Annotated in this window: 13 protein-coding genes; 9 read left to right on the plus strand and 4 right to left on the minus strand. The window is 68.8% G+C overall.

Annotation, left to right across the window (positions count from 1 at the left end; translation table 11 throughout):
• Positions 1–111: 111 nt before the first annotated feature.
• Positions 112–1,584, plus strand: a complete 1,473-nt coding sequence (pdxR, locus tag ACSVC7_RS07200) for a MocR-like pyridoxine biosynthesis transcription factor PdxR (protein WP_448203733.1) — start codon at positions 112–114, stop codon at positions 1,582–1,584.
• On the opposite strand, the gene ypfJ is transcribed toward pdxR, so the two are convergent.
• Positions 1,579–2,484 carry a KPN_02809 family neutral zinc metallopeptidase gene (gene ypfJ, locus ACSVC7_RS07205; RefSeq protein WP_448203732.1) on the minus strand — a complete coding sequence of 302 codons (906 nt, stop codon included), beginning with the start codon at positions 2,482–2,484 and terminating at the stop codon, positions 1,579–1,581. The genes pdxR and ypfJ overlap by 6 nt on opposite strands.
• 59 nt (positions 2,485–2,543) lie before the next feature.
• Between ypfJ and ACSVC7_RS07210 the strand changes: the two genes are divergently transcribed.
• Entirely contained in the window at positions 2,544–3,128 is a 585-nt protein-coding gene (locus ACSVC7_RS07210) for a TspO/MBR family protein (RefSeq protein ID WP_448203731.1), read from the plus strand.
• Between the two features lie 113 nt (positions 3,129–3,241).
• Here ACSVC7_RS07210 and ACSVC7_RS07215 read toward each other — a convergent pair whose 3' ends face one another.
• Positions 3,242–4,276, minus strand: coding sequence for a lysine-2,3-aminomutase-like protein (locus ACSVC7_RS07215; RefSeq protein WP_448203730.1), 1,035 nt, complete (start codon positions 4,274–4,276; stop codon positions 3,242–3,244).
• 90 nt (positions 4,277–4,366) lie between these two features.
• On the opposite strand from ACSVC7_RS07215, the gene ACSVC7_RS07220 reads away from it, so the two are divergent.
• From ACSVC7_RS07220 to ACSVC7_RS07245, 6 genes are all read left to right on the plus strand, one after another.
• Complete coding sequence (locus tag ACSVC7_RS07220) at positions 4,367–5,107, plus strand: glycerophosphoryl diester phosphodiesterase (protein WP_448203729.1); 741 nt, start codon at positions 4,367–4,369, stop codon at positions 5,105–5,107.
• A gap of 201 nt (positions 5,108–5,308) precedes the next feature.
• The gene (locus ACSVC7_RS07225) at positions 5,309–6,706 is read left to right on the plus strand and encodes an NAD(P)H-dependent flavin oxidoreductase (RefSeq protein WP_448203728.1); all 1,398 of its coding nucleotides are present in this window, start codon (positions 5,309–5,311) and stop codon (positions 6,704–6,706) included.
• Between the two features lie 161 nt (positions 6,707–6,867).
• Positions 6,868–7,323: an iron response transcriptional regulator IrrA gene (gene irrA / locus ACSVC7_RS07230; RefSeq protein ID WP_448203727.1), complete on the plus strand. Its 456-nt coding sequence runs from the start codon at positions 6,868–6,870 to the stop codon at positions 7,321–7,323.
• 133 nt (positions 7,324–7,456) lie between these two features.
• Positions 7,457–7,870, plus strand: a complete 414-nt coding sequence (locus ACSVC7_RS07235; RefSeq protein WP_448203726.1) for a rubrerythrin family protein — start codon at positions 7,457–7,459, stop codon at positions 7,868–7,870.
• A 91-nt stretch (positions 7,871–7,961) separates the two neighbouring features.
• Positions 7,962–9,320, plus strand: coding sequence for a heterodisulfide reductase-related iron-sulfur binding cluster (locus ACSVC7_RS07240; protein ID WP_448203725.1), 1,359 nt, complete (start codon positions 7,962–7,964; stop codon positions 9,318–9,320).
• An 18-nt stretch (positions 9,321–9,338) separates the two neighbouring features.
• On the plus strand, positions 9,339–9,935 hold the full coding sequence (locus ACSVC7_RS07245) for a DUF3501 family protein (protein WP_448203724.1): 597 nt from the start codon (positions 9,339–9,341) through the stop codon (positions 9,933–9,935).
• Positions 9,936–10,142: 207 nt separating this feature from the next.
• On the opposite strand, the gene ACSVC7_RS07250 is transcribed toward ACSVC7_RS07245, so the two are convergent.
• Positions 10,143–10,682, minus strand: coding sequence for an SH3 domain-containing protein (locus ACSVC7_RS07250; protein WP_448203723.1), 540 nt, complete (start codon positions 10,680–10,682; stop codon positions 10,143–10,145).
• Between the two features lie 262 nt (positions 10,683–10,944).
• Between ACSVC7_RS07250 and ACSVC7_RS07255 the strand changes: the two genes are divergently transcribed.
• Positions 10,945–11,934, plus strand: a complete 990-nt coding sequence (locus ACSVC7_RS07255) for a 2-hydroxyacid dehydrogenase (RefSeq protein ID WP_448203722.1) — start codon at positions 10,945–10,947, stop codon at positions 11,932–11,934.
• Positions 11,935–12,042: 108 nt separating this feature from the next.
• Here ACSVC7_RS07255 and ACSVC7_RS07260 read toward each other — a convergent pair whose 3' ends face one another.
• Entirely contained in the window at positions 12,043–12,591 is a 549-nt protein-coding gene (locus ACSVC7_RS07260) for a Uma2 family endonuclease (RefSeq protein WP_448203721.1), read from the minus strand.
• Between the last annotated feature and the right edge of the window lie 7 nt (positions 12,592–12,598).

The following is a 12,598-nucleotide window of genomic DNA, read 5'->3' on the forward strand; positions in this document are numbered from 1 at the left end:
GGTATGATCTCCAGGCGCGGGTGGACAGCGCGGCCATTTGATCCTAGGAATTGGACCGGCGCGAGGGCCAATTCACACCAAACCAACTGGACCAATCCCAGGACCACGCCGATGCCCGCCGACCTGTCCGACTTGATGCTGGTCTCCATCGACCGGGACAACCCCGTGCCGGTGCTGCGGCAGGTCTATCTGGAGCTGCGCCGCGCCATCCTGGCCGGCGCCATTCCGCCCGGCGGGCGGCTGCCGCCGACGCGGGCGCTGGCGTTGCGGCTCGGCGTCGCGCGGAACTCGGTCGTCGCGGCCTACGAACAGCTGCTGGCTGAAGGCTTCATCGAAGGGCGGGTCGGGGCCGGCAGCTTCGTGTCCCGCGATCTGCCGGAACCGCTGGAAAGCCCGCCGAAGCCGGCCGCCGGGCCTCCGGCGCCCCCTCCGCCGGTCTCCCGCCGCGTGTCCGGTCCCGCGACGCCCGCGCTGGCGCATCTGGGCCACTACGGCACGGCACCCTTCATCACCGGCCGCAGCGCGCTGGATGAGCGCACCATGCAGGTCTGGCGCACCCTGACGCTGCGGCGCCTGCAAAGCCTCGACCCGGCGATGTTCGGCTACGCCGATCCGGGCGGCCCCCTGGGGCTGCGGCAGGCCATCGCCCGCTACCTCCGCACCGCGCGGGCCGTGCGGTGCGAGCCGGAACAGGTGGTCGTCACGGCGGGCGCCCAGCAGGCCATCGACCTGATGCTGCGCGTTCTGCTGGAGCCGGGCGACCCCGTCTGGCTGGAGGATCCCGGCTACCCGGCCGTCCGCGCCGCCGCGACCGCGGCGCGGGCGCGCATCGTGCCGGTGCCGGTCGACGGGCAGGGCATGGACGTGGCCGCCGGGATCGCCGCCTGCCCGGAGGCTCGGCTGGCCTACGTCACCCCGTCCTCGCAATACCCGATGGGCGTGGTGCTCTCCATGGCGCGGCGGCTGGAGCTGCTGGCCTGGGCGCGGCGGGCCGGCGCCTGGGTGCTGGAGGACGACTACGACAGCGAGTTCCGCTACGCCGGCCGGCCGCTCGCGTCCTTGCAGGGGATCGACGACGGCGGGCGGGTCATCTACATCGGCACCTTCAGCAAGGTGCTGTTCCCCGGCCTGCGGCTCGGTTACGCCGTGGTGCCGCCGGAACTGCTGGAGCCGGTGCGGACCACCCGCCTGCTGACCGATTGGCACCCGGCGGCGCTCCAGGCCGGGGTGGTGACCGATTTCCTGGAGGAGGGCCACTTCGCCCCGCACCTGCGCCGCATGCGCCAGCGCTATCTGGCGGCGCGCGACGCGCTGGTCGCGGCGTTGCGCGAACAGCTTCCCGACTGGTTGGAAGTTGCGGCGCCCGACCAGGGCATGAAGCTGCTCGCTCGCCTGAATCCCGGCCTGTCGGATGTGGCGGTGTCGGAGGCCGCGGCGCGGCGCGGTCTGGTGACCAAGCCGGTCAGCCCGATGTTCATGGCGGCACCGCCGGTGCAGGGGCTGATGCTCGGCTTCACCGGCCACGAGCCCGGCGCGCTGCGCTGGGCCGCGCGCGAGCTGGCGGCGGCCCTCAAGAGCCTATAGCGGATTCGCGGAGAAGGTGTCGCAAGCCCGAAGCTGGCCGGACTCCAGCCCCGTGCGGAACCAGCGGACCCTCTGCGCGGAGCTGCCATGTGTGAAGCTGTCTGGCGTGACGGTGCCGCGCGATTGCTTTTGCAGGCGGTCGTCGCCGATGGCGCTGGCGGCGGTCAGGGCTTCCTCCACGTCGCCGGGCTCGATGATCTGGCGCTGGCGGTTGGCTTGGTTGGCCCACAGGCCGGCGAGGCAGTCGGCCTGCAACTCCAGCCTCACCGACAGGGCGTTCGCCTCGGCGCGGGAGCCGGCGCGCTGTTCCGCCTGCTGCACCCGTTCGGAGATGCCCAGCAGCTTCTGCACATGATGCCCGACCTCGTGCGCGATGACGTAGGCCTGGGCGAAGTCGCCCGGCGCGCGGAAGCGGTCGCGCAGGTCGCGGTAGAAGCTGAGGTCAATGTACACCTTCTGGTCCATCGGGCAATAGAACGGCCCCATGGCCGACTGCGCGGTGCCGCAGGCGGAATCGATCACGCTGGAGAACAGCACCAGATGCGGCTCTTGGTAGTTCCGGCCCATCTGCTGGAACTGGGCGCGCCATGTGTCCTCCGTGTCGGCCAGCACGACGGAGACGAAGCGCTTCAGCTCGTCGTCGGCGCTGCTGCGCGGAGCCTGGGATTGCTCGGCCTGGGACTGTTCGTTGCGCGTCTGCTCCTGCGGGACGGTGCCTTGCAGAAGGTCCATGGGGTTGATGCCCAGCAGCAGCGACACGACCACCAGGACCGCAAGGCCGCCGATCCCAAGCCCGCCGCGCCCGATGGGGATGCCGATCCCGCCCGTGGTGAAGCCGCCGCCCGATTCGCCGCGCCGGTCCTCGACATTCTCGCTTTCCCGGCCACCTTCCCACCGCATCGCCCGATCCTCCGGAACTCCGTGTGTCAGGAAAACCGGGAGAGGGGCCTGCATGTTCCTTGCTTGATCCAAAGCGGGGCCGTTCCATCTCCCTGTCCATGACGTGGCATTCCGGGCAACCCTTCGCTCCCACCGACACCGGCCGGCTGCCGTTCCGCGTGCGCTGGTGGCACGCGCTGCTCTTCTGGCTGCTCGCCAACCTCTACGGCTTCTTCGAGCGCGGGACGGAGCCGTTCCCCGGCTACCAGCCCTCGCCGCTCCAGCCGCCGGGCTGGGCCTTTCCGGTCGTGTGGTTCACCATCAGCCTGATCCAGCTGTGGGGCGACGTGCGGCTGCTGAACGCGCCCTGGCTCATCCGCCACCGGGCGGCGCTGATCGGGCTGCAAGGCGCCCTGTGGCTGCTCTATTTCAGCTTCGGATTCGCCTATTTCACGATGGGCAGCCCGATCCTGGCGGCGGCCTGGACGCTGTCCTACTTCATCATCGCCGGTTTCTGCGTGGCCTTCGTCTGGCCGGACGACAAGGCCATCGCGGCGAGCTGGACACCGCTGGTGCTGTGGACGGGCTTCGCGTCGGTGGTCGCCGTGCACGGGGTGCTGCTGAACCCGGACCCGCTGTTCATGACGCCGGCCTATCTGGGCTGAGTTGCGGGCATGGCGTGCGCCGGGCGTTGGGTTTCGCTGCGCTCAACCCAACCTACGGGTCAAGGCAGGCTGCCGTAGGTTGGGTCAAGCGAAGCGCGACCCAACGTTGGGCACTATCCCCGGTACTGGTGCCGCGTCCCGGTGAAATCCTCGACCACATACCCCGCGTCGTCGTCCTCGACGATCCATTCGGCCGCCGCCGGGGCTTTGCCGTGCCCGCCGGGGATGTCCAGCACGTAGGTCGGCTGGCAGAGCCCTGACACGCGCCCGCGCAGCCCCTTCACCAGAGCCCGCCCTTCGGCCAGCGTCGGGCGGAAGTGGCTGGTGCCGGCGGCGAGGTCGGGGTGGTGCAGGTAATAGGGTTTGATCCGGTTGCGAACCAATCCGCGGAACAGCGCCTCCAGCGCCGCCGCGTCGTCGTTCACGCCCTTCAGCAGCACCGTCTGGCCCAGCAGCGGGATGCCCGCATCGGCCATCCGCGCCAGAGCGCCCCGCGCCTCCGCCGTCAGCTCGTCGGCGTGGTTGACATGGACGGCGACCCAGGTCGCCACGTCGGGGGCCTTCAGCGCCTCCACCAGCTCCGCCGTCACGCGCGCCGGGTCGGCGACGGGCACGCGGGTGTGCAGGCGGACCACCCCGACGTGCGGGATGGCCGACAGGGCCTGCACGATGTGGGTCAGGCGGCGCGGGGACAGCAGGAAGGGATCGCCGCCGGTGATGACGACCTCCCAAACCTCCGGATGCTCGCGCACGTACGCCAGGGCGGCGTCCAGCTCCTCCGGCGACAGGGCCTCGCCGCCGGGGCCGACCATCTCGCGGCGGAAGCAGAAGCGGCAATAGACCGCGCAGGCGTGCAGCGGCTTCAGCAGAACCCGGTCGGGATAGCGGTGGACGATGCCCTTCACGGGGCTGCGGACCACGTCGCCGATGGGGTCGGCGCGCTCCTCCGGCGCGGTGTACGCCTCCTCGGGGGAGGGGACGTACTGCGCGTACAGTCCATCACTCCCGGACGTACGTCCGATCCGTTCCAGCAGGTACGGTGTCAGCGCCACGGCGTAGCGGTCGGCCACGGCGGCCACCGCCTCGCCCGCCTCGGGCGTCAGCAGCCCGGCGGCCACCAGATCGGAGACGCTGTGCGCAGCCTTCATCACTCTTTCCCGCAACTCTATCCCGCAACTCTATCCCGCTGGGGCGCTTTTGATCCTATAAAGGGGACCGCTCTTACTCCCGCAGGCCCCATGCTGTCGACTCTTCCCCGCCTCATCGGCCATCGCGGCGCCAAGGAAAGCGCGCCGGAGAACACGCTCGCCAGCCTGCGCGAGGCCGCCCGCCAGGGCGCCCGCTGGGTGGAGGTGGACGTGATGCTGACCCGCGACCGCCAGCCCGTCCTGATCCACGACGACACGCTGGAACGCACCACCAGCGGCACCGGCCCCGTGCCGGACCTGACGCTGGCGGAGCTGAAGCGCCTCGACGCCGGCTCGTGGTTCGATCCTCGTTTCGCAGGCGAAACGGTGCCGACGCTGGAGGAGGCGCTGGCACTCGTCATCGATCTCGGCCTCGGCCTGAACCTGGAGATCAAACCCTATCCGGGCCAGGACGTCCCGACGGCGGAGATCGCGCTGGGCACGCTGAAGCGCCTGTGGCCGGCGGACCGGCCGCTTCTGGTCTCCAGCTTCGAGGTGCCCTGCCTGGAGGTGGCGCGCGACCTCGCCCCGGACATCCCGCGCGGCTACTTGCTGTGGGACCCGCCCGCCGACTGGGCCGCCATCGCCGACCGCGTCGGGGCCGCCACCCTCAACGTGCACCAGGACCGTCAGACGGCGGAGACGGTCGCCGCCTACCGCGCAACCGGCCGGCCCGTTCTGGCCTACACGGTCAACGACCCGGACCGCGCCCGGACGCTGTTCGGCTGGGGTGTGGCCGCCGTCTTCACCGACGCGCCGGGACGACTTGCCGCAGCCTTGCCGGGTGTGTGAGGGGCTGCGGTACCCCCGCTGTGACAGATTTTTTTCTGACCCGGCGAATCCGCTCGTCCGCACGGAAATTTCCTCATATATAGATCGCTCGTGGCGGCAAAGCCGGCGGGGGTCGATCTCCCGGCGGGGTTTTTCGTCGTCTTTCGGGTCGTGCTCTCTGGGTGCTCGCGCGCGGGCGCTCGTTCGGTCTTGGAGGTTTCGTTGAAGGCGCTTAAGCCGTTGCTGATGTCTGGCCGGGAGGTTCTGCCGCTCGTCGAGGGTGGCAAGGGGATTGCCGTCTCCAACGGGGAAAGCTCTGGCGCCTGGGCGGCGGCCGGGGGTATCGGCACCTTCTCCGGCGTGAACGCCGACAGCTATGACGAGAACGGGAACCTGCTGCCGCAGGTCTACCACGGCAAGACCCGGCGCGAGCGTCACGACGAACTGATCAAGTTCGGCATCGAGGGCGGCATCGCCCAGGCGCGCATCGCGCACGAGACGTCGAACGGCCAGGGCCGCATCCACATGAACGTCCTGTGGGAGATGGGCGGGGCCGAGCACATCCTGCACGGCGTGCTGGAAGGCGCCCAGGGCATGATCCACGGCGTCACCTGCGGCGCCGGCATGCCCTACAAGGTGGCCGAGATCGCCGTGCGCTACGGCGTCCACTACTACCCCATCGTGTCGTCGGCCCGCGCCTTCCGCGCGCTGTGGCTGCGCGCCTACCACAAGTTCCGGGAGAACCTGGGCGGCGTGGTCTACGAGGATCCGTGGCTGGCCGGCGGCCACAACGGCCTGTCCAACTCCGAAGACCCGCAGAACCCGGAGGATCCGTTCCCCCGCGTCCTGGCGCTGCGCCAGATGATGAACAGCTTCGGCCTGAACGACACGCCCATCGTCATGGCGGGCGGCGTCTGGTGGCTGTCGGAGTGGGCGGACTGGATCGACAACCCCGACCTGGGGCCGGTCGCCTTCCAGTTCGGCACGCGCCCGCTGCTGACCCAGGAAAGCCCGATCTCCATGGCCTGGAAGCGCCGCCTGCTGACGCTGAAGGAAGGCGACGTCTACCTGAACCGCTTCTCGCCGACGGGCTTCTACTCCTCCGCCGTCAAGAACCCGTTCCTGATGGACCTGACGGAGCGCTCGCAGCGCCAGGTGGCCTACCTGCCGAAGCCGGTGGGCGAGCATTCGGCGGAACTGCCGCTTGGACCCCGCGGCCGCCCGGTCTACGTGACCGAGTCGGACAAGGCGCGCGCGGAAGGCTGGCTCGCCGCCGGCTACAGCATGGGCCTGAAGACGCCGGACAGCACGGTCGTCTTCGTCACGCCGGAGCAGGCGGAGGTCATCCACCGCGACCAGGTGGACTGCATGGGCTGCCTGTCGGCCTGCAACTTCTCCAACTGGGCGCAGAACGAGGAAGGCACCACCGGCAAGCGCGCCGACCCGCGCTCCTACTGCATCCAGAAGACGCTCCAGGCCGTCAGCCACACCGACGACTGCGAGAACCAGCTGATGTTCGCCGGGCACAACGCCTTCCGCTTTGCGTCCGACCCCTACTACAAGGACGGGTTCATCCCGACCGTGAAGCAGCTGGTCGAGCGCATCGCCAGCGGCTATTGACGGCGGTTGCCGTGATGCACGGCAACGCTTGCCCTAAAAGCTGAAGTCGTTCTAAAGTAAACGGGCTGCGACGCATCGTCGCGGTCCGTTTTGCTTTCGGCGGACGGACGTCCCTGGGCGTCGCCGCCGACGTCGCTCCCGACCACGGCGAACAGACCATCATGACCGGTACCCGTCCTTACAAGCGTGCCCTCGACCGCCTGCAGTGCGCCGGCTTCCGCCCGACCCGCCAGCGCCTGGGCCTCGCCCGGCTGCTGTTCGAAGGCGAGCACCGCCATGTGACGGCCGAACAGCTCCACACGGAGGCGATGGGGGCGGACCTGCGCGTCTCGCTCGCCACGGTCTACAACACGCTGAACCAGTTCACCGCCGCCGGCCTGCTGCGCGAGGTGGTGGTGGAGGCGGGCAAGTCCTACTTCGACACCAACATCAGCGACCACCACCACTTCTTCCTGGAAGGCACCGGCCGGCTGGAAGACATCCCCGGCGACCATGTGGTGGTGCAGAACCTGCCGCTGCCGCCCCAGGGAACGCGCATTGCGCGGGTGGACGTGATCGTCCGCCTTGCCGAAGACGATGCCGGCAAGGGTAGCCAGGACGGGGCGGCCTGCGCCTGAAGGGCTAATTTAGAACAATTCTAAATCATTGACCTTCGCCCCCAACGGTGCGATAAGCCTAAGCTGCGCTCGGCCGCTTGAGGCCATGTGCCCGTGCGACCGGGCCAGACAAAACCGTCTGGAGGGATCCGCCATGTCGCTGAAGGGCACCAAGACCGAAGAGAACCTGAAAGCCGCCTTCGCCGGCGAAAGCCAGGCCAACCGCCGCTATCTCTATTTCGCGCAGAAAGCCGACGTGGAAGGGTACAACGACGTGGCCGCGGTCTTCCGCTCCACCGCGGAAGGCGAGACCGGGCACGCCCACGGCCATCTGGAATTCCTGGAAGAGGTCGGCGACCCGGCCACCGGCCTGCCCATCGGCGAGACCGCGAACAACCTGAAGGCGGCCATCGCGGGCGAGACCCACGAATACACCGACATGTATCCGGGCATGGCCCGCACCGCCCGCGACGAGGGCTTCGACGAAATCGCGGACTGGTTCGAAACGCTGGCCAAGGCCGAAAAGAGCCACGCCGGCCGCTTCCAGAAGGCGCTGGACCAGATGTAACGCCGGCCCGCGGGGATCCCCGACCGGATCCCCGCGCCCAGCCCTGATAACCAGCCTGGATAAAAAATTCCCTGGGGAGGGAGCCACGCCCATGCGCGAAGGCAGCCTGGAGGCGCCGGTCCGGCATCCGCTCGACTGGAAGGACCCGGACTTCTACGACGAGGCCAAGCTTGACGCGGAAATGCGCCGCGTCTTCGAGATCTGCCACGGCTGCCGCCGCTGCTTCAATCTGTGCGACAGCTTCCCCCGCCTGTTCGACCTCGTGGACAACGCCGGCGACGCGGAACTGCACGGCGTCGCGTCCGCGGACTTCAAGACCGTCGTGGACGCCTGCACGCTCTGCGACATGTGCTTCATGACGAAGTGCCCCTACGTGCCGCCGCACGACTGGGCGCTGGACTTCCCCCACCTGATGGTGCGCTACCGGGCGGCGGAGGCGAAGAAGACGGGCATTCCCTTCGCGTTGCGCCAGCTCACCGAAACCGACCGGAATGGGCGGCTGGCCGGCGTCGTCGCTCCGCTCGCCAACTGGGCGTCGGACGAGAAGAACACGCTGACCCGCCCGATCCTGGAGAAGGCCGCCCACGTCCACCGCGAGGCGCACCTGCCGAAATTCCACGGCAAGACTTTCGCCATGCGCGCGAAGGCGGAAGCGGTGCCGGTCAACACCGCTGCCCCGGCCTACGGCAAGCGCAAGGCGGTGCTCTACGCCACCTGCTTCGCCAACTACAACAACCCGGCCATCGGCATGGCCGCCCGCGCCGTGCTCGCGAAGAACGGGGTGGAGACGGAGGTCGTCTATCCCTCCTGCTGCGGCATGCCGCAACTGGAGCAGGGCGACCTGGAAAAGGTGGACCGCAACGCCGCCACGGTCGCCACCGCTCTGCTGCCCTGGATCGAGAAGGGCTACGACGTCGTGGCCCTGGTGCCGAGCTGCGCTTTGATGCTGAAGCTCGAATGGCCGCTGATCGTGCCTCGGGACGCCCCGCACCGCCGGGCGGTCGAGGCGCTGTCCCAGGCCACCTACGACGTCAGCGAGTACATCGTGGACATCGCCCGCCGGGAGGGGCTGGCGGAGGGGCTCCAGCCGCTGCCCGGCGGTGTCGCGCTGCACATCGCCTGCCACGCCCGCGCCCAGAACATGGGGCAGAAGGCGACGGAAATGCTGCGCCTGATCCCGCAGGCCGACCTGAAGGTGATCGAGCGCTGCTCCGGCCACGGCGGCTCCTGGGGCGTGCTGACGGAAAACTTCCCGGTCGCGCTGAAGGTCGGCAAGCCGGTGGCGAACCAGGCGATCCGGGCCGGCAAGGCCTTCGTTGCATCGGAATGCCCCATCGCCGGCCCGCACATCATGCAGGGCATCGAACGGCTGGCCGGGGCCAACACGCCCATCCCGGAAAACCTGCACCCCATCGAACTCTTCGCCCGCGCCTACGGCATCACCGTCTAGGGCTCAGGAGACCATCCCATGACCGCGCGCCAAAAGACCGAGATCACCCGCGCCGACATCATCCCGCTCGACCAGTACGGCCGGGAGCGCGCCGCCCGCCGCAAGGCTCTGGTGGAGGTAAAGAAGAACCGCCGCGTCTCCGTCGGCCCCTACGCCACTTTCTCCTTCGAGAATTACGAGACGATGTGGCAGCAGATCCACGAGATGCTGTTCATCGAAAAGGGTGGGGAGGAGCAGATCACCGACGAGCTGCGCGCCTACAACCCGCTGATCCCCAAGGGCAGCGAGCTGGTCGCGACGGTGATGTTCGAGATCGACGACCCCAACCGCCGCGCCCTGGAGCTTGGCCGGCTGGGCGGGGTCGAAAACATGATGACCCTCCAGTTCGCCGGCCACACCGTCCCCGGCCGCCCGGAGGGCGACGTGGAGCGCACCAACGAGGCCGGCAAGACCTCGTCCGTGCATTTCATGCATTTCGACTTCATGGCGGACCAGATCGCCGCCTTCCGCACCCCCGGCACCCAGGTGATCGTCGGCATCGGGCACCCGAACTATGGCCACATGGCCGTGATGCCGGAACCGGTGCGGGCGGCGCTGGCGGAGGATTTCGCGTAAGGGGCGTGTTGCCCCCTCCCTAACCCTCCCCCGCTCTCGCGGTGGAGGGGACTGCCGCCGCTTCGCCCTAATCTCCCTCTCCTGCGAAGCTCTCGCGCAAGCAAAGCTTGCGCTGACGCGGCAGGCGGACCTTCGGTCCGCCGAGAGCGGGGGAGGGAAGGGGCCCGCGGCGAAGCCGTGGGAAGGGTGGGGGCAAACCCCCCGCGGTTACTCCACCTTCTCGTCCTTGTAGACGCCCCAGAACTCCGCGCGCTGCATCCAGCCGCGATAGCCCTTGACGTCCACCTCGCACCAGTCGCCCTGGCACTTGCGCAGCCAGCCGATCACGCCGGGCTGGGCGCGGGCGACCACGGCGGCGTCGCTGCGCGGCTCCTTGCGGATGGTGCGGACGTCGCCCATCATGACGACGCTGCGCTTGCCGGACAGCATGCTCTGGTGCACCCAGCCCTCGCTGCCTTCCCAGTCGCGGATGCGGCGCCAAGTGTCGAATTCCTGGGTAATCTCCACCGGCATTTCCTTGCGCGTGAAGACCCACTCGATGGGGTAACGCACGTTGGGGCCGGTGCGGGCGTTCACCTCGTTGGAGCGCAGCGAGACGAAGCGCGGAATCGGCAGGCCGGAGGCGTGTGTCGGGTCCTTCTCGCGGCGACCCTCGGAGGCGCCGGCCGGGAACACGCCGCAGACGGCGACGGCGGACAGCGCCAGGATGGCGAGCGCGCGGCGAAAGGCATACGTCGTCGGCAGCACCGGCAACCCCGTGCAGGATAAGGTCGAAGGGACCCGCGGCGGCTCCGGGGAGGGGTCCGGCAACCGGCGGCGAGGGGCACTATAGATAGGGGTACTTCCCGGGGGCAAGGGCAAGGCGCGGCCGTCCCGCCCCCGGCTCGCGCCTTGTCACACGCCCGTCCGCGTTCGGAGGTCACAGCGCCGAATCGTCACTGCCATCTGGACAGGTCCCGAACCGCTTGATACGACAAGCCTCAGCCCGCAAAGGGGGAGGCACCGCCCGATGACCGACAAGAAAAAGCCGCTCGTTGTCGTCACCCGCAAACTGCCCGACGTCATCGAGACGCGGATGATGGAGCTGTTCGACGCCCGGCTGAACTCGGACGACACGCCCCTCACCCACGCCCAGCTGATCGAGGCGGCGCAGGGGGCCGACGTTCTGGTTCCCACCGTGACCGACCGCATCGACCGCGACGTGATCGAAAAGGCGGGGCCGAACCTGCGGCTGATCGCCTCCTTCGGCACCGGCGTCGACCACATCGACCTGAAGGCGGCGCGGGAACGCGGCATCACCGTCACCAACACGCCGGGCGTCCTGACCGAGGACACGGCGGACATGACCATGGCGCTGCTGCTGGCCGTGGCCCGCCGCCTGTCGGAGGGCGAGCGCCTCGTGCGTTCCGGCCAGTGGAAGGGCTGGGGGCCGACGACGATGCTCGGCCACCGCATCTGGGGCAAGCGGCTGGGCATTCTCGGCATGGGCCGCATCGGCCAGGCGCTGGCCCGCCGCGCGCGTGCCTTCGGCATGTCGATTCACTATCACAACCGCCGCCGCGTCCACCCGGACGTCGAGGTGGAATTGGAAGCGACCTACTGGGACAGCCTGGACCAGATGCTGGCGCGCATGGACGTGGTGTCCATCAACTGCCCGCACACCCCGGCCACCTACCACCTGCTGTCGGAACGCCGGCTGAAGCTGCTGCGCCCGCACTGCTTCATCGTGAACACCTCGCGCGGCGAGGTGATCGACGAGACGGCGCTGACCCGGATGCTGTCCAAGGGTGAGATCGCCGGTGCCGGCCTCGACGTGTTCGAGCATGAGCCGGCGGTGAACCCGAAGCTGATGCGGCTCGACAACGTGGTCCTGCTGCCGCACATGGGCTCCGCCACCATCGAGGGCCGCATCGACATGGGCGAGAAGGTCATCATCAACATCAAGACCTTCGTCGACGGCCACGCCCCGCCGGACCGGGTGCTGGAAACGCTGCTGTAAGGTTGTGGAGCCGTAGGTTGGGTTGCGTATCAACGCAACCCAACACGCCTTGCGGAGCGAACGGAGTTGGGTTGCGGCTGCGCCTTAACCCAACCTACGGGGGTGTCGCTAAAGAATGCCCTCGTACAGCGCGGCCATCGGGATCTCGATGTCCACCGACGCGAAGCGCAATGTCCCGCCGCCGATGATGTCGCGGACGACCCAGCTCTGCTCGTCCTCCCGGTGCCATAGCTCGGCACGGCGCTTGGTCGAGTCGAGCAGCAGAATCTCCTGCACCGACGGGATCTCGCGGTAGATCGCCAGCTTCCGTCCCCGGTCGTGCTCGGACGTGGAGGGCGACAGGATTTCCACGATGATCGTCGGATCCGGGACCGGAACCATCCCCGGCTTCAAGGGCTGGCAGGTTACCGCCACGTCGGCCTGGAAATACGTGTCTTCCCGGTTGGGAATGCGGATGCCCGCCTCCGAAATCACCCGGCATGGCGGGCGCAGCCGCGTTCCGATCTGAATGCCCACGGCCATTGCCAGGGCACCATGCGTGGCTGCCGGAGGCGCCATGGCCACCGGCTCGCCGCCGATCAGTTCATAGCGGGTGTCGGTTCCGTCGTCCCAGACGAGGAACTCCTCCACGGTCATCAGTTGGCGGCCGGGGTTCACGAGGGTT

The organism is Azospirillum mesophilum (genome assembly GCF_053470405.2).